Annotated in this window: 19 protein-coding genes; 12 read left to right on the forward strand and 7 right to left on the reverse strand. The window is 60.4% G+C overall.

Annotation, left to right across the window (positions count from 1 at the left end; translation table 11 throughout):
• Positions 1 to 113: 113 nt before the first annotated feature.
• The 5 genes from PSFL_RS14335 to PSFL_RS14355 all read left to right on the forward strand — a co-directional run bounded on the left by PSFL_RS14335 (position 114) and on the right by PSFL_RS14355 (position 6,033).
• Positions 114 to 563, forward strand: coding sequence for an EVE domain-containing protein (locus PSFL_RS14335; protein WP_057960942.1), 450 nt, complete (start codon positions 114 to 116; stop codon positions 561 to 563).
• 86 nt (positions 564 to 649) lie between these two features.
• Positions 650 to 1,615 carry an HlyD family secretion protein gene (locus PSFL_RS14340; protein ID WP_057440447.1) on the forward strand — a complete coding sequence of 322 codons (966 nt, stop codon included), beginning with the start codon at positions 650 to 652 and terminating at the stop codon, positions 1,613 to 1,615.
• Positions 1,612 to 4,329: a ribosome-associated ATPase/putative transporter RbbA gene (gene rbbA / locus PSFL_RS14345; RefSeq protein WP_200655998.1), complete on the forward strand. Its 2,718-nt coding sequence runs from the start codon at positions 1,612 to 1,614 to the stop codon at positions 4,327 to 4,329. The genes PSFL_RS14340 and rbbA overlap by 4 nt, the downstream gene beginning before the upstream one ends.
• On the forward strand, positions 4,329 to 5,447 hold the full coding sequence (locus PSFL_RS14350; protein WP_115129247.1) for an ABC transporter permease: 1,119 nt from the start codon (positions 4,329 to 4,331) through the stop codon (positions 5,445 to 5,447). The genes rbbA and PSFL_RS14350 overlap by 1 nt, the downstream gene beginning before the upstream one ends.
• A 145-nt stretch (positions 5,448 to 5,592) precedes the next feature.
• Positions 5,593 to 6,033 (forward strand): hypothetical protein, encoded by a 441-nt coding sequence (locus tag PSFL_RS14355; RefSeq protein WP_147283362.1) that lies wholly within the window; start codon positions 5,593 to 5,595, stop codon positions 6,031 to 6,033.
• Between the two features lie 492 nt (positions 6,034 to 6,525).
• Here PSFL_RS14355 and PSFL_RS14360 read toward each other — a convergent pair whose 3' ends face one another.
• Entirely contained in the window at positions 6,526 to 6,933 is a 408-nt protein-coding gene (locus tag PSFL_RS14360) for a flagellar basal body-associated protein FliL (RefSeq protein ID WP_029289542.1), read from the reverse strand.
• A gap of 149 nt (positions 6,934 to 7,082) precedes the next feature.
• Between PSFL_RS14360 and PSFL_RS14365 the strand changes: the two genes are divergently transcribed.
• On the forward strand, positions 7,083 to 8,063 hold the full coding sequence (locus PSFL_RS14365; RefSeq protein WP_057440449.1) for an NADPH:quinone oxidoreductase family protein: 981 nt from the start codon (positions 7,083 to 7,085) through the stop codon (positions 8,061 to 8,063).
• 288 nt (positions 8,064 to 8,351) lie between these two features.
• Positions 8,352 to 9,689 (forward strand): glycerol-3-phosphate transporter, encoded by a 1,338-nt coding sequence (gene glpT / locus PSFL_RS14370; RefSeq protein ID WP_057440450.1) that lies wholly within the window; start codon positions 8,352 to 8,354, stop codon positions 9,687 to 9,689.
• On the opposite strand, the gene PSFL_RS14375 is transcribed toward glpT, so the two are convergent.
• On the reverse strand, positions 9,673 to 10,338 hold the full coding sequence (locus tag PSFL_RS14375) for a gamma-glutamylcyclotransferase (RefSeq protein WP_057440451.1): 666 nt from the start codon (positions 10,336 to 10,338) through the stop codon (positions 9,673 to 9,675). The genes glpT and PSFL_RS14375 overlap by 17 nt on opposite strands.
• Positions 10,339 to 10,734: 396 nt before the next feature.
• On the opposite strand from PSFL_RS14375, the gene PSFL_RS14380 reads away from it, so the two are divergent.
• Positions 10,735 to 11,211 carry a hypothetical protein gene (locus PSFL_RS14380; RefSeq protein WP_057440452.1) on the forward strand — a complete coding sequence of 159 codons (477 nt, stop codon included), beginning with the start codon at positions 10,735 to 10,737 and terminating at the stop codon, positions 11,209 to 11,211.
• Positions 11,212 to 11,363: 152 nt separating this feature from the next.
• On the opposite strand, the gene PSFL_RS14385 is transcribed toward PSFL_RS14380, so the two are convergent.
• From PSFL_RS14385 to PSFL_RS14405, 5 genes are all read right to left on the reverse strand, one after another.
• A complete protein-coding gene (locus tag PSFL_RS14385; protein WP_057960948.1) occupies positions 11,364 to 12,332 on the reverse strand; it encodes a CDP-6-deoxy-delta-3,4-glucoseen reductase in 969 nt (322 codons plus the stop codon).
• Positions 12,332 to 13,798 carry a 4-hydroxy-3-polyprenylbenzoate decarboxylase gene (gene ubiD, locus PSFL_RS14390; RefSeq protein ID WP_029289556.1) on the reverse strand — a complete coding sequence of 489 codons (1,467 nt, stop codon included), beginning with the start codon at positions 13,796 to 13,798 and terminating at the stop codon, positions 12,332 to 12,334. The genes PSFL_RS14385 and ubiD overlap by 1 nt, the downstream gene beginning before the upstream one ends.
• Before the next feature lie 158 nt (positions 13,799 to 13,956).
• Positions 13,957 to 15,216 (reverse strand): transcription termination factor Rho, encoded by a 1,260-nt coding sequence (gene rho / locus PSFL_RS14395; RefSeq protein ID WP_003176825.1) that lies wholly within the window; start codon positions 15,214 to 15,216, stop codon positions 13,957 to 13,959.
• Positions 15,217 to 15,448: 232 nt separating this feature from the next.
• Complete coding sequence (gene trxA / locus PSFL_RS14400) at positions 15,449 to 15,778, reverse strand: thioredoxin TrxA (RefSeq protein WP_029289563.1); 330 nt, start codon at positions 15,776 to 15,778, stop codon at positions 15,449 to 15,451.
• 120 nt (positions 15,779 to 15,898) lie between these two features.
• Positions 15,899 to 16,600 (reverse strand): FadR/GntR family transcriptional regulator, encoded by a 702-nt coding sequence (locus PSFL_RS14405; protein ID WP_057440453.1) that lies wholly within the window; start codon positions 16,598 to 16,600, stop codon positions 15,899 to 15,901.
• 255 nt (positions 16,601 to 16,855) lie between these two features.
• Here PSFL_RS14405 and PSFL_RS14410 point away from each other — a divergent pair, with 255 nt between their 5' ends.
• The 4 genes from PSFL_RS14410 to PSFL_RS14425 are packed head-to-tail and all read left to right on the forward strand — an operon-like array spanning position 16,856 to position 19,695.
• Positions 16,856 to 17,641 carry a transporter substrate-binding domain-containing protein gene (locus PSFL_RS14410; protein WP_397470193.1) on the forward strand — a complete coding sequence of 262 codons (786 nt, stop codon included), beginning with the start codon at positions 16,856 to 16,858 and terminating at the stop codon, positions 17,639 to 17,641.
• 14 nt (positions 17,642 to 17,655) lie between these two features.
• Positions 17,656 to 18,324, forward strand: a complete 669-nt coding sequence (locus PSFL_RS14415; protein ID WP_397470194.1) for an amino acid ABC transporter permease — start codon at positions 17,656 to 17,658, stop codon at positions 18,322 to 18,324.
• Positions 18,321 to 18,971, forward strand: coding sequence for an amino acid ABC transporter permease (locus PSFL_RS14420; protein WP_397470195.1), 651 nt, complete (start codon positions 18,321 to 18,323; stop codon positions 18,969 to 18,971). Before PSFL_RS14415 ends, PSFL_RS14420 begins: the two co-directional genes overlap by 4 nt.
• The gene (locus tag PSFL_RS14425) at positions 18,958 to 19,695 is read left to right on the forward strand and encodes an amino acid ABC transporter ATP-binding protein (protein ID WP_057440457.1); all 738 of its coding nucleotides are present in this window, start codon (positions 18,958 to 18,960) and stop codon (positions 19,693 to 19,695) included. The genes PSFL_RS14420 and PSFL_RS14425 overlap by 14 nt, the downstream gene beginning before the upstream one ends.
• Positions 19,696 to 19,699: the final 4 nt, after the last annotated feature.

Consider the following 19,699-nt stretch of genomic DNA (forward strand, 5'->3'; position numbering starts at 1 on the left):
CCCGGCATTCTGCGGTAACGTGAACCAACACGCAAACCTTGACGTCAACCGACCGTCGGTTTGTCATGAAATTGACAGACAACCTGCCCAATCCCCTGCAAAGGAGCAAAACCATGGCCTATTGGCTGATGAAGTCCGAGCCCGATGAGCTGTCCATCAAGGGCCTGGAAAAACTCGGCGAGGCGCGCTGGGATGGCGTGCGCAATTACCAGGCACGCAACTTCCTGCGGGCCATGGCCGTGGGTGACGCGTTCTTTTTTTACCACTCCAGTTGCCCCGAACCGGGGATTGCCGGCGTAGGGAAAATCATTGAGGCGGCTTATCCGGACCCGACAGCGCTGGAAGCTGACAGCCATTACTTCGATGCCAAGGCCACCCCGGAAAAAAATCCATGGAGCGCCATTACAGTGGCGCATGTCGAGACCTTCCCCAACGTTCTCGGGCTGGGCTACCTCAAACAACAGACGGCCCTGGCCGAACTGCCGCTGGTGCAAAAAGGCAGTCGTTTGTCGGTGATGCCGGTGACGGCCCAGCAATGGGCGGCGGTAATGGCCCTGCGTTAACGCCTAACGGTATTCATTTGACCGGTATCAACGGCTATCGGTTACGATCCCGGCAAACTAGGACGCTAACACCGCAGGATGCACCCATGTCGACGTCACATCGCAGTTCGCACTTCTTTGCCTTTCTCCTGATTCTATTGCTGGTGGCCGCCGGTGGCTTCGGCTACTGGAAGTCCACCCTGGACCGCCTGCCGGAAGGTTTGAACATGGGCAATGGCCGGCTGGAATCCACCGAAGTGCAGATCGCCACCAAGATCCCCGGCCGCCTGGCTGAAGTGCGGGTCGATGAAGGCGACAAAGTGCTCAAGGGCCAACTGCTGGCGCGTATCGACACCCGCACCCTCGAAGCCCAGCGTTCCCAGGCCGAGGCCGAAGTGCTGCGCGCCAAGGAGAACTTCGCCGCCGCCGAAGCCAACGTGCAATTGCGCCAGAGCGAAAACCTGCTGGCCAGCCAGGAACTCAAGCGCACCCAGGAGCTGTACCGCCGCGGCTTCGCCAGCGCACAGCTGATCGACCAGCAACAGGCACGGCAGAACACCGGCAATGCGGCGGTGACGGCAGCCCAGGCCCAGGTCAATGCGGTCAAGGCCGCCATCGGTGCGGCCCAGGCCCAGGTGGCACAACTGACCAGCGAGATCGAAGACAGCAGCCTGCGCGCGCCCATCGACGGCATCATCCAGTTGCGCCTGGCCGAACCTGGCGAAGTGCTCGGTGCCGGCGGGCGCGTGTTGCTGCTGATAGATCCGAATGACCAGTACATGAACCTCTACCTGCCCGCCTCCGTCACCGGTCGCCTGACCGTGGGCAGTGAAGCGCGGATCGTGCTCGATGCCCTGCCGGATCAACCCCTGCCGGCGAAAATCAGCTTTGTCGCCGCCAAGTCGCAGTTCACCCCCAAAGAAGTGGAAACCCGCGACGAGCGCCAGAAACTGGTGTTCCGCGTCAAACTGCGCCTGACTCAACCGAGCGCCGTGCCCCAGGCCAAGCCCGGCATGCCCGGCGCCGGCTATGTGCGCACCGCCGACCTGGACTGGCCGGCCAACCTGCAATGACCGGGCTGGCGCTGCAGGCCACGGGCATCAACCACTGCTACGGCAAGCAACAGGCGCTGATCGACATCGCCTTCAGCCTGCCGGCCGGTACCCGCTGCGGGTTGATCGGCCCGGATGGCGCGGGCAAGTCGAGCCTGTTGGGCTTGATCGCCGGGGTGAAAAAACTGCAGGACGGTGACTTGCAGGTGCTGGGCGGCTCCATCGAAGACCGCCGCCACCGCAACAGCCTGTACCCGTTGATCGCGTTTATGCCCCAGGGCCTGGGCGGCAACCTGTACCCCGAGCTGTCCATCAGCGAGAACATCCGTTTTTTCGCCACCCTGTTTGGCCTGTCCAAAGCCGATTGCGAGCAGCGCATGCACAACCTGCTGCTGGCCACCGATCTGGCACGCTTCGCCGACCGGCCGGCGGGCAAACTGTCGGGCGGGATGAAGCAAAAATTGGGACTGTGCTGCGCGCTGATCCACGACCCGGACTTGCTGATCCTCGATGAACCCACCACCGGCGTCGACCCTTTGTCACGCCGGCGCTTCTGGGAACTGGTAGAAACCGTACGCAGCGAACGCCCGCAACTGACGCTGCTGGTGGCCACGGCCTACATGGAAGAAGCCGAGCAGTTCGAGCACTGCCTGATGCTCGACCGCGGCAAGCTGATCGCCGATGGCCTGAGCCGCGAACTGGCTGCGGTCACGCCCAGCGGCAAGCTGGATGAGGCCTTCACCCATTTCCAGGGCGACAGCGCGCACAACAACCAGCCGCTGGTGATCCCTCCTCGGGCAAACGACAACACCGACATCGCCATCGAAGCCCACGACCTGACCCTGCGCTTTGGCGACTTTACGGCAGTCAACAAGGTCAGCTTCGCCATTGGCCGTGGCGAGATCTTCGGCTTTCTCGGCTCCAACGGCTGCGGCAAGACCACCACCATGAAAGTCCTCACCGGGCTGATGCCGGCCAGTGAAGGCAGCGCCACACTGCTGGGCAACCCGGTAAATGCCAAGGACCTGGCGACCCGCAAACGCGTGGGCTTTATGTCCCAGAGCTTCTCGCTGTACGGTGAGCTCAGCGTGCGCCAGAACCTGGTGCTGCACGCACAGCTGTTCGACCTGCCCAAGGCCGACAGCGGCCCGCGCATCGAAGAATTGATTCAGCGTTTTGACCTGGGCAGTGTCGCCGAACAACCCTCCGGCGAGCTGCCCCTGGGTTTGCGCCAGCGCCTGTCCCTGGCCGTGGCGGTGTTGCATCGCCCGGAAGTGCTGATCCTCGACGAACCCACGTCCGGTGTGGACCCCGCTGCGCGCGACGATTTCTGGCGTTTGCTGGTGGAGTTGTCCCGCGAGCAAGGGGTGACGATTTTTCTCTCCACCCACTTTATGAACGAAGCCCAGCGCTGCGACCGCATCTCGTTGATGCACGCCGGCAAGGTGCTGGCCTGCGACACTCCGGACGCCCTGCAGCAACACTTCCACGGCGAGACCCTGGAAGCCGCATTTGTCACCTGTCTGGAACAAGCCCAGGAAGCCCCAGAGGCCGCCGCGCCCAGCGCAACCGTCAGCACACCGACCACGCCGCCGGTCAGCAAGCGCGGCTTCAGCCTGGTCCGCCTGCTGGCAGTGGCCAGTCGCGAAGGCAAGGAGTTGTTGCGCGACAAAGTGCGCATGGCCTTTGCCCTGCTCGGGGCGATTTTCATGATGGTGATCTTCGGCTACGGCATTTCCCTGGACGTGGAGAAGCTCGCCTTCGCCGTGTATGACCAGGACCAGACCCCACAAAGCCGCGCCTACCTGGAGGCCTTTCGCAGTTCGCGCTACTTCGCCGAACAGCCGCCGATCAGCGATTCGGCCGAGCTGCACCGGCGCCTGCAACGCTCGGAAATCAAACTCGCCTTGGAGATTCCTCCCGGATTTGGCCGCGACCTGTACGCCGGGCGCCAACCGGCAGTGGCCGCCTGGCTGGATGGCGGCATGCCGTTTCGCGCCGAGACCAGCCGCAACTATGTCGAAGCGGTACACCAGGCCAATCTGCAGCAGTTGGCGGAACTCAACAGCTCCCCGCGAGCCCAGCCCGCCGCCGCCAGACTGGAGACGCGCTTTCGCTATAACCAGGACGTGGTCAGCGTAAATGCCATCGGCCCCGGCGTGATGGCACTGATCCTGGCGTTTATCCCGGCCATGCTCACCGCCTTGGGCATCGTGCGCGAGAAGGAGCTGGGGTCGATCACTAACTTCTACGCCACACCGCTGACCCGCCTGGAGTTTCTCCTCGGCAAGCAGGCGCCGTATCTGGTTATCAGCCTGATCAACCTGGCGCTGCTGGTGGCGATGAACCGCTGGCTGTTCGGCGTGCCGTTCAAGGGCAGTGGCGTGACCCTGGCGTTTGGCGGCCTGCTGTATGTGCTGGCCACCACCAGCATGGGCCTGCTGATTTCTGCGTTCACCCGCACCCAGATCGCGGCGATTCTCGGCACCATGATCATCACCAGCCTGCCGACCATCCAGTTCTCCGGGCTGATCGTGCCGCGCTCGTCCCTGGAAGGGGCGGCCGCGCTGATGGGCATGCTGTTTCCCGCCGGCTACTTCCTGGATGTCGCCGTCGGCACCTTTACCAAAGCCCTGGACCTGCGCCAGCTGTGGCCACAGTGCCTGGCGCTGTTCGGGTTTTTCCTGGGGTTCACCGGGCTGAGCCTGGTGATGCTCAAGAAGCAGGAGGCCTGATGCATAAGTTCGCCCATATCCTGCGCCTGGGAATCAAAGAGCTCACCAGCCTGCGCCACGACAGCGTGTTGCTGCTGTTTCTGTTCTACGCCTTCACCGTCGCCATTTATATGCCAGCGGCCGGTTCAGTGATTGGCGTGCATAACGCCAGCGTGGCCGTTGTCGATGAAGACCATGGCCAATTGTCACGCCAGTTGGCCGAAGCCCTGCAACCACCGGAATTCCAGCCCGCCGTGCCACTGGCCTACGACCAGTTGGATAAGGTCATGGACAGCGGCCAGTACACTTTCGTGATCAACGTGCCGGCCAATTTCCAGGCCGACCTGCTGGCCGGCCGCCAGCCGAGCGTGCAGGTCAATGTGGATGCCACGGCGATGAGCCAGGCCTTTATGGGTGCGGGCTATATCGGGCGGATCTTCCAGCGTGAATTGCTGACCTACAGCGGCCAGGCGGACACCAGCCAGCGCGCACCGGCGACCCTCACCACCCGGGCATTGTTCAACACCAACCTGGAAGGCGGCTGGTTCCTGGCGGTGATCCAGATCGTCAACAACATCACCATCCTCGCCATCGTCCTGACCGGCACCGCGCTGCTGCGCGAACGCGAACATGGCACCCTCGACCATTTGCTGGTGCTGCCGCTGACCGCCCTGGAAATCATGCTGGCAAAAATCTGGAGCAACATGCTGGTGGTGGTGCTGTGTACCTGGCTGTCACTGGAAGTGGTGGTCAAGGGCATGCTCGGCGTGCCGCTGGCCGGCTCATTGAGTCTGTTCCTGCTGGTAACCGCGCTGTATCTGTTTGCCAGCACTGCCCTGGGCATCTTCCTCGCTACCCTCGCCCGCTCGACGCCGCAGTTTGGCTTGCTGGCGATCCCGGTGATTATTCCGATGCTGCTGTTGTCAGGCGGCAGTACGCCGCTGGACAGCATGCCCGAATGGTTGCAATGGGTGATGCAGGGCTCGCCATCCACACATTTTGTGAGTTTGAGTGCGGCGATTCTGTTTCGCGATGCGGGGGTGAGCGTGGTGTGGCCGGATTTGCTGGCGCTGGCGGGGATTGGCTTGTTGTTTTTTGCGGTGGCGTTGGCGCGGTTCAGGAAGAGTCTGGCCTCTTGAACTTTCACTTATAAAAATCACTGAGCTTATTAAAAAACAAAATGAAAAACTGTCAATTCTGACAGTAGCCGGCGTTTATCTCTCGTTATTAACTATAACAATCGACCGCAAATTCATTGCATCGAGACTCTCGGGAGAGCAAAAAATGAGCGACATATCAGAGTCGGACAAGAAGGGCTCCAGCGACGAAGCCCCCTCAGAAACAATAGAGATTAAGGTCGACCGAAATAACCCCACCAGCGTAACAACAGTGAGAGGGGAATATTCATTACATGGATACAAAGGAGCAATCGAGGTTGAAGCCACTTGGAGTAATGGCATTTACATCATACATGCGCTCCGCTATATGTTTGAACGAGGTGCGGTGACGGGAAAAAACCCGCGTTTCGAGATTCACTCTGTTACCTTCGGCGGCCCGATACTAGCAGTCCACCCTCCACAAGATGGCCAATGGCGCGTTTGGGGGTCGTCAACAAAATACACAACATCTAACACAGTAGACACATTCGAGTTCTACTTTGTCTTCGACGCGCCCCCCGACGGGGTATGGCGAACGGATAGAAAAAGAGTGAAAATCTATATATAAGCCCTATTATAACCAGCAACTTAGTTGCTGGTTTTCCAAACTCATTGAACTCCCGCCCATCCGGACTTGCATCCACGATCCAGTATAAATTTAGTGGACTCAACCAAAGCAGAAATCCGATATTTGAAGTTATATGCCCCAGTGGGGTGGTACTGGCAAGAGTACCTATAAAGGGCGGTAATTGGCACAGCTGGATATCGTCCGAGGATACCCATATTTCAAAAGGAACAACTTATCGTTTTACTTTTATATTCGATAATCCTGGATCAGGCGGAGGCCCCACAATTTCCGTCTCCAAAAGCATAACGTTTGCGATAGAAAAACCTCCACAATGGAAACCAACCGACCCTCTGAATCTTTATCATCATCGTGCAGAGGCGTTACCCCTCCTGAGGTTGGCGCCAAAGTTCGGGTTGCTGACGGTGACGGTCTTGTGAGCGTCGATAGCTTCAAGGCCCCATCGCCAACAAGCCGACGCCCACAGGATGGGCGTTACTGGATAATCAGATTGTTAAACAACAAATCCTCAACCACCGGCTTGCCCGTCTCGTCATTCATCACTTGCTGCGTCTGCTTCAACGCTTCCTGACGCAACTTTTCCTTACCCTCGACACTGCCCATGCTCTCGACAGTCTGCTGGGTAAACAACGCCACCAGTTGGTTGCGGATCAACGGCTCATTGGCCTTGATCGCCGCCGCCGCTTCGGGGCCGGTCACGCGCAGGGCCACATCCGCTTTGTACACCCGCAGTTTCGGGCCGCCATCCAGGGCATAGTTGCCCACAAAAGGCGGCGTCAGGCTGTAATAGCTGACCTTCGGCGCTTCGCCTTCCTTGGCTTCTTCGGCATGGGCTGCCATCGGCAACGTCAGGGCCAGCATCAACAGGATCCACGCTTTCACAGTTCATTCCTCACATTCGGTTGCCAGTAGCATAACGCTAGCAAGGCAGAGCACAAGCTTATGGCGACTTATCAGGCCGGGGCATGCTCGTTGACCCGTGACCTTACCCACCTACACTTATCGGCCAATACGCCAAAAGGAATAGTCCGATGAAAGCCGTGCTGTGCAAAGCCTTCGGCCCTGCCGAAACCCTGGTGTTGGAAGACGTCGAAAGCCCGGCGATCAAGAAGAACGAGATCCTGCTGGACGTCCATGCCGCTGGGGTGAACTTCCCGGACACGCTGATCATCGAGGGCAAGTACCAGTTCAAACCGCCCTTCCCGTTCTCGCCGGGCGGCGAAGCGGCTGGGGTGGTCAGCGAAGTCGGGGAAAAGGTCAGCCACCTAAAGGTCGGCGACCGGGTCATGGCGCTGACCGGCTGGGGCAGCTTTGCCGAGCAGGTCGCGGTACCGGGCTATAACGTGCTGCCGATTCCGCCGAGCATGGATTTCAACACCGCTGCCGCCTTCAGCATGACCTACGGCACCTCGATGCACGCCCTCAAGCAGCGTGGCCACCTGGCCGCTGGCGAGACCCTGCTGGTACTGGGCGCGTCCGGTGGCGTGGGCCTGGCTGCCGTGGAGATCGGCAAGGCCATGGGTGCCCGGGTGATTGCCGCCGCCAGCAGTGCCGACAAGCTGGCCGTGGCCAAGGCGGCGGGCGCCGATGAGTTGATCAACTACAGCGAAAGCAACCTCAAGGATGAGATCAAGCGCCTGACCGATGGCAACGGTGCCGATGTGATCTATGACCCGGTAGGGGGCGACCTGTTTGACCAGGCCATCCGCGCCATTGCCTGGAACGGCCGTCTGTTGGTGGTGGGGTTTGCCAGCGGGCGTATCCCCGACCTGCCGGTGAACCTGGCGCTGCTCAAGGGCGCAGCGGTGGTCGGGGTGTTCTGGGGCTCGTTTGCCCAGCGCCAGCCGCAGGATAACGCGGCGAATTTCCAGCAGCTGTTTGGTTGGTATGCCGAGGGGAAGTTGAAGCCGCTGGTGTCGCAGGTGTATCCGCTGGACAACGCGGCGCAGGCGATCAATGACCTGGGGCAGCGCAAGGCAGTGGGCAAGGTGGTCGTGCAGGTCCGCCAGTGATTTGAAATGCAATTAATGTAGGAGCTGGCTTGCCTGCGATGGCGGTGGGTCAGCTACGTCTTTGGTAACTGGTCTACCGCCATCGCAGGCAAGCCAGCTCCTACATTTGATCTCAAGTGCCGTGAGGAATCTGATCGCGCCCCATACTTATCTATTAGCGACATGTTCGTAAAAGAACATGCAATTACTCCCGTTTCCTGTGTTTGCAGATAAGAGGCGATGCTATTTTCGGTAACGAAACTGTAACATTCGCATCCGCAGTCAAAACAAGAAATTTGGAGCTCTTGAATGTTTGCTTTCTTTCGTCCTGCCCCCCACCAGGCACCCCTGCCTGAAGAAAAGATCGACAGTACCTACCGACGACTGCGCTGGCAGATCTTCGCCGGTATTTTCTTTGGCTACGCGGGTTACTACCTGCTGCGCAAAAACTTCTCCCTGGCCATGCCGTACCTGATCGACGAGGGTTATACCCGTGGTCAACTGGGCCTGGCCATGTCGGCAATCGCCATTGCCTACGGCCTGTCCAAGTTCCTCATGGGCCTGGTGTCCGACCGCTCCAACCCGCGCTACTTCCTGCCGTTTGGCTTGCTGGTATCGGCCGGGGTGATGTTCATTTTCGGTTTCGCGCCTTGGGCAACCTCCAGCGTGACCATGATGTTCATTCTGCTGTTCATCAACGGCTGGGCCCAGGGCATGGGCTGGCCGCCAAGTGGGCGGACCATGGTGCACTGGTGGTCGCAGAAAGAACGCGGCGGCGTGGTGTCGGTGTGGAACGTGGCGCATAACGTCGGCGGCGGTCTGATTGGCCCGCTGTTCCTGCTGGGCATGGCCTGGTTCAACGACTGGCACGCAGCGTTCTACGTCCCGGCCACCGTGGCCTTGGCAGTGGCGGCGTTTGCCTTCATCACCATGCGCGACACCCCGCAATCGGTGGGCCTGCCGCCGATCGAGAAGTACAAGAACGACTACCCGGAAGGCTACGACGCCAGCCACGAAGACGAATTCAGCGCCAAGGAAATCTTCGTCAAGTACGTGCTGCGCAACAAAATGCTGTGGTACATCGCCTTCGCCAACGTGTTCGTCTACCTGCTGCGCTACGGCGTGCTGGACTGGGCACCGACCTACCTCAAGGAAGCCAAGCACTTCACCGTCGACAAGTCGTCCTGGGCGTACTTCTTCTACGAGTGGGCAGGGATCCCCGGCACGCTGCTGTGCGGCTGGATGTCGGACAAGATCTTCCGTGGCAACCGTGGCCTGACCGGCATTGTGTTCATGGCTCTGGTGACCGTGGCGACCCTGGTGTACTGGCTCAACCCGCCAGGCAACCCGATGGTCGACATGATCGCGCTGTTCTCCATTGGCTTTTTGATCTACGGCCCGGTGATGCTGATCGGCCTGCAGGCCCTGGAACTGGCGCCGAAGAAAGCCGCAGGTACAGCCGCAGGTTTTACCGGCCTGTTCGGTTACCTGGGTGGATCGGTGGCAGCCAGTGCAGCCATGGGCTACACCGTGGACCACTTCGGCTGGGACGGCGGCTTTGTGCTGCTGATCGGCGCGTGCCTGCTGGCCATCGCGTTCCTGATCCCAACCCTGTGGCACACCAATAGCGTCAGCTCGGCACGTTAATCGCCGCGATGCCTTTGGCACATCGCTTGAGCCGCGCCTCCAGATTCTTGTCTGGCATGGCGTGGCTACGCAGGGCGTTGACGGTCTGCTCGACATAATCGCGAGTGGTGCCGTAACGCCCGCAAGCGCTGGCAAACACCTGGTTCAGCACACTGTCGGGCAAGTTACCGGCATAGCTGGGCAGGTGTCGCTCCAGCACAAAACCCAATGCCTGCACCTGATTGCCGTCTTCAAGCCGGCAACTGAGCCAGTGTGGCCGATAGGATGGGTAAGGCATCTCGCGCTGCCACAAGGCATAGAGCGAGGCCTCCAGTTGATCTTCCGGCAGGCGGTAAGCAAAGCCGCTGCACGAGCCGCCGCGATCCAGGCCAAACACCAGCCCCGGTAACTCCGGCGTACCCCGGTGCTCGTGGGACCACAGGTACAGGCCTCGATGATAGCCATGGACCCGGGCGCGCAGGCGCTGGGTTGCCGAACACTCAGGGCGCCAGATCAGCGAGCCATAGGCAAACAGCCAGACCGGCCCACCCTTGTGCAGACCCATGGTGGCCTGCATCGAGCTCATCAATTGTTCGTGAGTGAGTTGCGGCCCCAGATCAAGCCGCGGCGGGTAAGCCAATTGCAGAAGTTCGGATTCGAGAACGGTCATGGCAGATCGCTTAGGTCTCCTGTGTACTACCAGTTATAGGCGACTTTACCGTAATAGAACGCGCCGCTGTAACCGTAAGGCGAAAAAGTACTATGGGCCAGGTTGCCGCCACTGCTGGCGGTTGATCACCCCGGCCACCGCGTCAGACCCTTAGCGGGCCGACGCACCCTCGCGCAGCACTTCAATATGTCGACCGCTCCCCATACCGCTCCCCTTGCAATCAATACCTTTTAAAAATATGAAAAAGCATGAGCAATAGGCCCCATTCGTCAGGTTTGCCGCGCAAAACCGCGCTATTTTCAGCGCCCGTTCAGCCTTTATGCCCGACGGGACCTCAAAATAGCGTCACGTCACGACCCACTTAGCCGCGCATTCACCGACTATCGAGGTCGCACCATGAAAAACCGACTTTCCGGCCTGCTGCTCCTGGCGCAGGCCACCACCGCCCTGGCCGCCGAAGCGCCGGCCAACGACGACAAAGGCTTCTGGTACGCCCAGACCAGCGTCTACACCCGGCACTTTGCGCCGGACCCCGAGCACAATAACCATCAAGACCTGATCGGCCTGGAGCGCAATGACGCTGCGGGGTGGGTGTATGGCGGTGCGACCTTTCGCAACTCGTTTCGCCAACGCTCGTACTACGCCTACGCCGGCAAGCGCTTCGACATGGCCGACTATCCGGTGTATCTGAAACTGACCGGCGGGGCGATCCAGGGCTATCGCGGCAAGTACCGCGACAAGATCCCGCTGAACCGCTACGGCGTGGCGCCGGTGATCATTCCGTCGGTGGGTGCGCACTACGGGCCGGTGGCGGCGGAGTTTGTGTTGCTGGGGTTCAATGCGGCGATGGTGACCACGGGCGTGCGATTCTGACGCCGCACACCTGAGTAGACACAGTTCAATGTGGGAGCGGGCTTGCCCGCGATGGCGGTGTATCAGTGCCAGATTTGTTGGCTGACACTCCGCTATCGCGGGCAAGCCCGCTCCCACAGTTTGATCGGCTTACGAGAATGTTTTCATAGCGCTCAGGAGCGAGGGGCGTAGGCAAATACGTCAGCGCGCATCTGGTGCGCATCCATCCCGGCATTCACCAGCGCGTCCAGCGTGCCGTAGATCATCGCCGGCGATCCGCTGGCATACACATGCACGGCCTTGAGGTCGGTTATGTCTTCGCACACCGCCTCGTGCAACAAGCCACAGCGCCCTTCCCAACCACACAGGTCGCTGACCACTTTGTGCAGGAACAGATTGGGCAATTGCTGCCACTGTTCCCAATGTTCAACCTGGTAAAAATCCTCAGGGCGACGCACGCCCCAGTACAGGTGCACCGGATACTTGAACCCCGTGGCCCGGCAATGTTCGATCAGGCTGTGCATCTGCGCCATGCCGGTTCCGGCCGCGATCAGTACCAGCGGGCCGTCGGGTAGCTCGGCCAGGTGGGTATCGCCAAACGGCAGCTCGACCCGCGCCATCTGGTTACGCTGCAACTGCTCGATCAGGCTGCGGGCGCTGTCTTCGCGTACCAGCACATGCAATTCCAGCTCGCGCCCGGCGTGGGGCGCCGAGGCCAGGGAAAACGCCGACTTCTCGCCGTTTTCGCGCTCGATCATCAGGTACTGGCCAGCGTGGTAACGCACCGCTTTGCCGGCCGGGGCCCGCAGGCGCACGCGCCACACATCGCCACCCAGCTCCACGCACTCGCTCAACTGGCAGGCCAGCGTGCGCACCGGCAACTCCCCCGGCGCCAGCACGCCATCCCACAGCACGATGCAATCCTCCAGCGGCTCGGCGATGCAGGTGTAGAACTCGCCATGGTCACGCACCTCGCCGGCCTGTTGCACCCGGCCCTCGACCAACAGCGCCGCGCACACATGGCACACACCGTTACGGCACGCCTGCGGGCAGTCGTAGCCCAGGCGCCGCGCACCTTCAAGAATCCGCTCGCCCGGCTGCAAGTCGAGGACCGCGCCGGAAGGTTGCAGGGTTACACGCATCAATCTATTCCCAATTCTTTCCACATCGCATCGACACGCGCCGTCACGGCTTCATCCTTGACGATCACCCGGCCCCACTCACGGGTGGTTTCACCCGGCCATTTATGGGTGGCATCCAGGCCCATCTTCGAACCCAGGCCCGACACCGGCGAGGCGAAGTCGAGATAGTCGATGGGTGTGTTATCAATCATCACCGTGTCGCGCTTGGGGTCCATGCGCGTGGTAATCGCCCAGATCACGTCGTTCCAGTCCCGGGCGTTGATGTCGTCGTCGGTGACAATAACGAACTTGGTGTACATGAACTGTCGCAAAAACGACCACACACCGAGCATCACGCGCTTGGCATGGCCCGGATACGACTTCTTCATGGTCACGATGGCCATGCGGTACGAGCAGCCCTCGGGCGGCAGGTAGAAGTCGGTGATTTCCGGGAACTGCTTCTGCAGGATCGGTACGAATACCTCGTTCAGCGCCACGCCGAGAATCGCCGGCTCATCCGGCGGCCGGCCGGTGTAGGTGCTGTGGTAGATCGGTTTGACCCGGTGGGTGATGCGCTCGACGGTGAACACCGGGAAGCTGTCGACTTCATTGTAGTAGCCGGTGTGATCGCCGTAAGGGCCTTCATCGGCCATCTCGCCCGGATGAATCACGCCTTCGAGGATGATTTCGGCGGTGGCCGGCACTTGCAGGTCGTTGCCACGGCATTTCACCAGTTCGGTGCGATTGCCGCGCAACAGGCCGGCGAAAGCGTATTCGGACAGGCTGTCGGGCACCGGCGTCACAGCGCCGAGGATGGTGGCCGGGTCGGCCCCCAGGGCCACGGAAACCGGGAACGGCTGGCCGGGGTGCTTCTCGCACCACTCACGGAAGTCGAGGGCGCCGCCACGGTGGCTCAGCCAGCGCATGATCACCTTGTTGCGGCCAATCACTTGCTGACGGTAGATCCCCAGGTTCTGGCGGTCCTTGTTCGGGCCTTTGGTGACGGTCAGGCCCCAGGTGATCAGCGGGCCGACGTCGCCGGGCCAGCAGGTCTGCACCGGGAGCATCGCCAGGTCGACATCATCGCCTTCGATGACCACTTCCTGGCAGACCGCGTCCTTGACCACCTTGGGCGCCATGGCAATGATCTTGCGGAAGATCGGCAGCTTCGACCAGGCATCCTTCAGGCCTTTGGGCGGCTCGGGCTCCTTGAGGAAGGCCAGCAGCTTGCCGATCTCGCGCAGTTCGCTGACCGACTCGGCCCCCATGCCGAACGCCACCCGGTCGGGCGTGCCGAACAGGTTGCCCAGCACGGGGATATCAAAGCCTGTGGGGTTTTCGAACAGCAGCGCCGGCCCCTTGTTACGCAGGGTGCGGTCGCAAATCTCAGTCATTTCCAGGACCGGGGAAACCGGCACCTGAATACGTTTCAACTCTCCGCGCTGCTCAAGTTGCTGCACGAAATCCCGAAGATCCTTGAATTTCATTAACCATGCCACCCGTAAAATAGGCGTACATCGTACCTGCTCTGAGGGCGGCTGGCAGCCCTATCGACGGCGCAATTGCCCACCAGCTGTGGTTAAAGATTTTAGGCAAAAAAATGGCGCCCCTGGGGGCGCCATTCTTTCGGACCTGAAACGTCGTATTACTTACGTTTCATCGACAGGAAGAACTCGTCGTTGGTCTTGGTGGTTTTCAGCTTGTCGATCAGGAACTCGATGGCTGCCACTTCGTCCATCGGGTGCAGCAGCTTGCGCAGGATCCACATGCGCTGCAGTTCGTCGTCGGCGGTCAGCAACTCTTCGCGGCGAGTGCCGGAGCGGTTGATGTTGATGGCCGGGAACACACGCTTTTCAGCGATGCGACGGTCCAAAGGCAGTTCCATGTTGCCGGTACCCTTGAACTCTTCGTAGATCACTTCGTCCATCTTCGAGCCGGTTTCAACCAGCGCGGTGGCGATAATGGTCAGCGAGCCGCCTTCTTCGATGTTACGCGCGGCGCCGAAGAAACGTTTCGGCTTCTCCAGGGCGTGGGCATCGACACCACCGGTCAATACCTTGCCGGAGCTCGGGATCACGGTGTTGTAGGCACGGGCCAGACGGGTGATGGAGTCGAGCAGGATCACCACGTCCTTCTTGTGTTCGACCAGGCGCTTGGCCTTCTCGATCACCATTTCAGCAACCTGCACGTGGCGGGTTGGCGGTTCATCGAACGTCGAGGCAACCACTTCGCCGCGCACGGTGCGCTGCATTTCGGTGACTTCTTCCGGACGCTCATCGATCAGCAGCACGATCAGGTGAACTTCAGGATTGTTACGCGCGATGTTCGCTGCAATGTTCTGCAGCATGATGGTCTTACCGGCTTTCGGCGGTGCGACGATCAGGCCACGCTGGCCCTTGCCGATCGGGGCGCACAGGTCGATCACACGACCGGTCAGGTCTTCGGTGGAACCGTTACCGGCTTCCATCTTCATACGCACGGTCGGGAACAGCGGCGTCAGGTTCTCGAAGAGAATCTTGTTCTTCGCGTTCTCAGGACGATCGAAGTTGATCGTGTCGACCTTGAGCAGGGCGAAATAACGCTCGCCTTCCTTTGGAGGGCGGATCTTGCCAACGATGGTGTCACCGGTGCGCAAGTTGAAGCGACGGATCTGGCTCGGCGAGACGTAGATATCGTCTGGGCCGGCGAGATAGGACGCGTCTGCAGAGCGAAGGAAGCCGAAGCCGTCCTGGAGAATCTCCAGCACGCCATCACCGGAGATTTCCTCGCCGCTTTTCGCGTGCTTTTTCAGCAGGGAGAAAATCACGTCCTGCTTGCGCGAACGGGCCATATTTTCTATGCCCATTTCTTCGGCCAGTTGGAGCAGGTCGGTAATCGGCTTTTGCTTGAGTTCAGTCAGATTCATATAGGAATGACGTAATCATTTATAGAGGGGGGGAATTAAGCTTTTGGCTTAATGAGGCCGCGCCGCAGAGAAGGCGACAGGATCGCGTACTAATCGAAAGGAATGCGTCGGCGACGGCTTGCAGGGGGCAGTGGAGAAACCAGTGCGGGGCCGAATGTACCACCTGAATTTCAGAGCGTCTAGCCCTGCTTTACGAAAAAGCCCCGCAATTTGCGGGGCTTTTTGACGACGCTTAGATGTTGGCGTCGAGGAATGCAGCCAATTGCGACTTGGACAGTGCGCCGACCTTGGTCGCTTCGACGTTGCCGTTCTTGAACAGCATCAGCGTCGGGATACCACGCACGCCATGCTTGGCCGGGGTTTCCTGGTTCTCGTCGATGTTCAGCTTGGCAATGGTCAGTTTGCCTTCGTAGGTGGTTGCGATGTCGTCCAGGACCGGAGCGATCATTTTGCAAGGACCGCACCACTCAGCCCAGTAGTCAACCAGCACCGGGCCCTGGGCCTGCAGTACTTCGGCCTCAAAGGTCGCGTCGGTGACGTGCTTGATAAGATCGTTGCTCATGGATGTCTCCGGGTTGTAAGCAAAAAAAACGTTGCCCATCATAGCCGCCCTTCCTGCGTTCAGGAAGCCGCTGCTGATTGACTCTTGCTATGGAGCGTCATCATTTTGGATATGGCGGGTTCAAGAGGCCGTCGGAGTCACAAAGGCTATTCCCGTGCGCAACGCAGCGTTACGCACGTGTTCCTGCATAGCTTTGTGCGCCGCCGCGCTGCTGCGCCGGGCCAGGGCCCGGAGGATCTTGCGATGCTCCTGCCAGGTTTCCATCGCCCGTTCCGGTCGGATGAACGGTAGCTTCTGACTTTCCAGAAACACCTCGGCACTGGCGCTGAGGATGCTCATCATCGCCTGATTGCCACTGGCCAACAGGATGCGCTGGTGGAACGCGAAGTCCAGCCGCGCAGCGGCCTCGAAATCCCCGGCCTTGAGTTCCCGGCGCATGGCCTGGACATTGTCTTCGAGCCCATCCAGTTCCTCGGTGGTCAGGGTCATGGCCGCCAGCCCCGCCGCAAAGCCCTCCAGCGCATAACGCAATTGGAAGATATCCAGGGGGCTGGCCTGCGCCGTAAAGGGCCAGGCCACCCCGCTCATGTCGGCCGTCGGTGGCGCTTGCACAAACACGCCTTTGCCCGGCTGCACGCTGACCAGCCCCAGTGCACTGAGCGAAGACAAGGCCTCGCGCAACGAGGCCCGACTGACCCCCAACTGCAATGCCAGGTCGCGCTGGGAAGGCAGTGCATCACCTGGCCCGAAGCCCCGTTGCTTGATCAGTTTGCGGATGGCTTGCAAAGCCGCTTCCGGTACGGCTTGGGCGATGGAATTCATAAAAAACTCAAGATTTCGGTCAACAGTGAGGCTAGTTGTAAATCTATTCTCGCTGGCCGGCAAGCCACGCCCCAAAGGGGCTCGCCGGGTTTTGCGGGCGCTCGAAAAGGGTGCGCAATCGCTTCTGACTGTTCAGACCAGTAAGACCGCTGTACACCTGTAAAACCCTGCCTTGCAGCCGCTTTGGCGCGGCATGGCATGGGCTGTGCACTGGCAAAACTCAGAAAATCCCTTCGCCCTTTTCGGAGAGTTGCCATGACCAAGCGTTGCAGCGCCCTGCTCACTGCCTTGTTTGCCAGCCTGATGCTCAGCCAGACGCCAGCCCAGGCCAATGGCCTGGACGATATCGTCGCCCGTGGCACCCTCAAGGTCGCAGTGCCCCAGGACTTCCCGCCCTTCGGCTCGGTCGGCCCCGATATGAAGCCGCGCGGCCTGGACATCGACACCGCAAAACTGCTGGCCGAGCAGCTCAAGGTCAAACTGGAACTGACCCCGGTCAACAGCACCAACCGCATCCCGTTCCTGACCACCGGCAAAGTGGACCTGGTGATTTCCAGCCTGGGCAAGAACCCGGATCGCGAGAAGGTCATCGACTTCTCCAAGGCCTACGCGCCGTTCTATCTCGCCGTGTTCGGCCCGCCTGAGGCGGCGATTGCGACCCTGGACGATCTCAAGGGCAAGACCATCAGCGTGACCCGCGGTGCCATCGAAGATATCGAGTTGAGCGCCGCCGCACCCAAGGAAGCCACGATCAAGCGCTTCGAGGATAACAACTCGACCATCGCCGCCTACCTCGCCGGCCAGGTGGACCTGATCGCCAGTGGCAACGTGGTGATGGTGGCGATCAGCGAGCGCAACCCCAAGCGGGTGCCGGCGTTGAAAGTCAAACTCAAGGATTCGCCGGTGTATGTCGGCGTGAACAAAAACGAGCCGGCACTGCTGGAGAAGGTCAACCAGATCCTGGTCGCCGCCAAGGCTGACGGCAGCCTGCAAAAGAACGCGATGCAGTGGCTCAAAGAACCATTGCCTGCCGATCTCTGAAGCGGAGCTGATTGATGGCCTATCAATTCGACTTTGTGCCGGTGCTGGCCCATACCGACCTGTTGTTGCGCGGCGCGCTGTTCACCCTGGAGCTGACAGCCATCGGCGCCCTCCTCGGCGTAGCCCTGGGCATCGTCGGCGCCGTGGTGCGGGCATGGAAAATCCAGCCGTTCTGCTGGCTCTTCGGGGTGTATGTCGAGTTGATTCGCAACACGCCGTTTCTGGTGCAGTTGTTCTTTATCTTCTTCGGCCTGCCTTCACTGGGGGTACAGATTTCCGAATGGCAGGCCGCAGTACTGGCGATGGTGATCAACCTGGGGGCCTATTCCACGGAGATCATCCGCGCCGGGATCCAGGCGATCCCTCGTGGCCAACTGGAGGCCGCAGCGGCGCTGGCGATGACCCGCTTCGAAGCGTTCCGCCATGTGGTGCTGCGGCCAGCACTGGGCAAGGTCTGGCCGGCCCTGAGCAGCCAGATCATCATCGTGATGCTCGGCTCGGCGGTGTGCTCGCAGATCGCCACTGAAGAGTTGAGTTTTGCCGCCAACTTTATTCAATCGCGCAATTTCCGCGCCTTTGAAACCTATGCCCTGACCACGCTGGTGTACCTGTGCATGGCGCTGATGATCCGCCAGTTGCTCAATTGGATCGGTCGCCGCTATGTGATGAGGAACAGTCGATGAGTGATTTTTCGTTCTGGGACATCGTGTGCAACCTGCTGACCGGCCTGCAATGGACCCTGCTGCTGTCGCTGGTGGCGTTTGTCGGCGGCGGGCTGATTGGCCTGCTGGTAATGACCCTGCGCATCAGCAAAAAGGCGCTACCGCGCAATATTGCCCGGACCTATATCGAACTGTTCCAGGGCACACCGCTGCTGATGCAACTGTTCCTGGTGTTTTTCGGCATCGCCTTGCTGAGGATTGATATCTCGCCGTGGCTGGCCGCCGCGATTGCCCTGACCCTGTTTACCAGCGCCTACCTGGCCGAGATCTGGCGCGGCTGTGTCGACTCCATCGCCCACGGGCAGTGGGAAGCCTCCGCCAGCCTGGCCCTCAACCCTTATGAGCAACTGCGCTACGTGATATTGCCCCAGGCCCTGCGAATTGCCGTGGCGCCGACGGTGGGGTTCTCGGTGCAGGTGGTCAAGGGCACAGCGGTGACCTCGATCATCGGCTTCACCGAACTGACCAAGACCGGCGGCATGCTCGCCAATGCCACCTTCGAGCCCTTCATGGTCTACGGCCTGGTGGCGCTCGGTTACTTCCTGCTCTGCTACCCCTTGTCCCTCAGTGCCCGCTACCTGGAAAGGAGACTGCATGCCTCTGCTTAGAATATCCGCGCTGCATAAGTATTACGGCGATCACCATGTGCTCAAGGGCATCGACTTGAGTATCGAGGAAGGCCAGGTGGTGGCAATCATCGGCCGCAGCGGCTCGGGAAAATCCACGCTGCTGCGCACCCTCAACGGCCTGGAGTCGATCAATGACGGGGTGATTGAGGTCGACGGCGAATACCTCGACGCGGCCCGCGCCGACCTGCGCAGCCTGCGGCAAAAAGTCGGCATGGTGTTCCAGCAATTCAACCTGTTCCCCCATTTGACCGTGGGTGAAAACGTCATGCTCGCGCCCCAGGTCGTGCAAAAAGTCGCCAAGGCCAAGGCTGCGGAGCTGGCCCGGCAGATGCTGGAGCGGGTCGGCCTGGGGGAAAAGTTCGATGCATTCCCCGATCGCCTGTCCGGCGGCCAGCAGCAACGGGTGGCGATCGCCCGCGCGCTGGCGATGTCGCCCAAGGTGTTGCTGTGCGATGAAATTACCTCGGCGCTGGACCCTGAACTGGTCAATGAAGTCCTCAGCGTGGTGCGCCAACTGGCCAAGGACGGCATGACCCTGATCATGGTCACCCATGAAATGCGCTTTGCCCGTGAGGTCGGCGACAAGCTGGTGTTCATGCATCAGGGCAAGGTGCATGAAGTCGGCGACCCGAACGTCCTGTTTGCCCAACCGCGCACGCCCGAATTGGCTAACTTTATAGGCTCGGTGGAACAGCCAGGCTGAGGCT

Origin of the sequence: Pseudomonas sp. DD1, from assembly GCF_044510355.1 — a bacterium.
Taxonomy (GTDB): domain Bacteria; phylum Pseudomonadota; class Gammaproteobacteria; order Pseudomonadales; family Pseudomonadaceae; genus Aquipseudomonas; species Aquipseudomonas shahriarae.

What these genes read in the sequence shown, in the direction of transcription:
- PSFL_RS14335 (WP_057960942.1), top strand. Translation starts at nt 114, where the DNA reads ATGGCCTATTGGCTGATGAAGTCCGAGCCCGATGAGCTGTCCATCAAG.
- PSFL_RS14340 (WP_057440447.1), top strand. Translation starts at nt 650, where the DNA reads ATGTCGACGTCACATCGCAGTTCGCACTTCTTTGCCTTTCTCCTGATT.
- rbbA (WP_200655998.1), top strand. Translation starts at nt 1,612, where the DNA reads ATGACCGGGCTGGCGCTGCAGGCCACGGGCATCAACCACTGCTACGGC.
- PSFL_RS14350 (WP_115129247.1), top strand. Translation starts at nt 4,329, where the DNA reads ATGCATAAGTTCGCCCATATCCTGCGCCTGGGAATCAAAGAGCTCACC.
- PSFL_RS14355 (WP_147283362.1), top strand. Translation starts at nt 5,593, where the DNA reads ATGAGCGACATATCAGAGTCGGACAAGAAGGGCTCCAGCGACGAAGCC.
- PSFL_RS14365 (WP_057440449.1), top strand. Translation starts at nt 7,083, where the DNA reads ATGAAAGCCGTGCTGTGCAAAGCCTTCGGCCCTGCCGAAACCCTGGTG.
- glpT (WP_057440450.1), top strand. Translation starts at nt 8,352, where the DNA reads ATGTTTGCTTTCTTTCGTCCTGCCCCCCACCAGGCACCCCTGCCTGAA.
- PSFL_RS14375 (WP_057440451.1), bottom strand. Translation starts at nt 10,338, where the DNA reads ATGACCGTTCTCGAATCCGAACTTCTGCAATTGGCTTACCCGCCGCGG.
- PSFL_RS14380 (WP_057440452.1), top strand. Translation starts at nt 10,735, where the DNA reads ATGAAAAACCGACTTTCCGGCCTGCTGCTCCTGGCGCAGGCCACCACC.
- PSFL_RS14385 (WP_057960948.1), bottom strand. Translation starts at nt 12,332, where the DNA reads ATGCGTGTAACCCTGCAACCTTCCGGCGCGGTCCTCGACTTGCAGCCG.
- ubiD (WP_029289556.1), bottom strand. Translation starts at nt 13,798, where the DNA reads ATGAAATTCAAGGATCTTCGGGATTTCGTGCAGCAACTTGAGCAGCGC.
- rho (WP_003176825.1), bottom strand. Translation starts at nt 15,216, where the DNA reads ATGAATCTGACTGAACTCAAGCAAAAGCCGATTACCGACCTGCTCCAA.
- trxA (WP_029289563.1), bottom strand. Translation starts at nt 15,778, where the DNA reads ATGAGCAACGATCTTATCAAGCACGTCACCGACGCGACCTTTGAGGCC.
- PSFL_RS14405 (WP_057440453.1), bottom strand. Translation starts at nt 16,600, where the DNA reads ATGAATTCCATCGCCCAAGCCGTACCGGAAGCGGCTTTGCAAGCCATC.
- PSFL_RS14410 (WP_397470193.1), top strand. Translation starts at nt 16,856, where the DNA reads ATGACCAAGCGTTGCAGCGCCCTGCTCACTGCCTTGTTTGCCAGCCTG.
- PSFL_RS14415 (WP_397470194.1), top strand. Translation starts at nt 17,656, where the DNA reads ATGGCCTATCAATTCGACTTTGTGCCGGTGCTGGCCCATACCGACCTG.
- PSFL_RS14420 (WP_397470195.1), top strand. Translation starts at nt 18,321, where the DNA reads ATGAGTGATTTTTCGTTCTGGGACATCGTGTGCAACCTGCTGACCGGC.
- PSFL_RS14425 (WP_057440457.1), top strand. Translation starts at nt 18,958, where the DNA reads ATGCCTCTGCTTAGAATATCCGCGCTGCATAAGTATTACGGCGATCAC.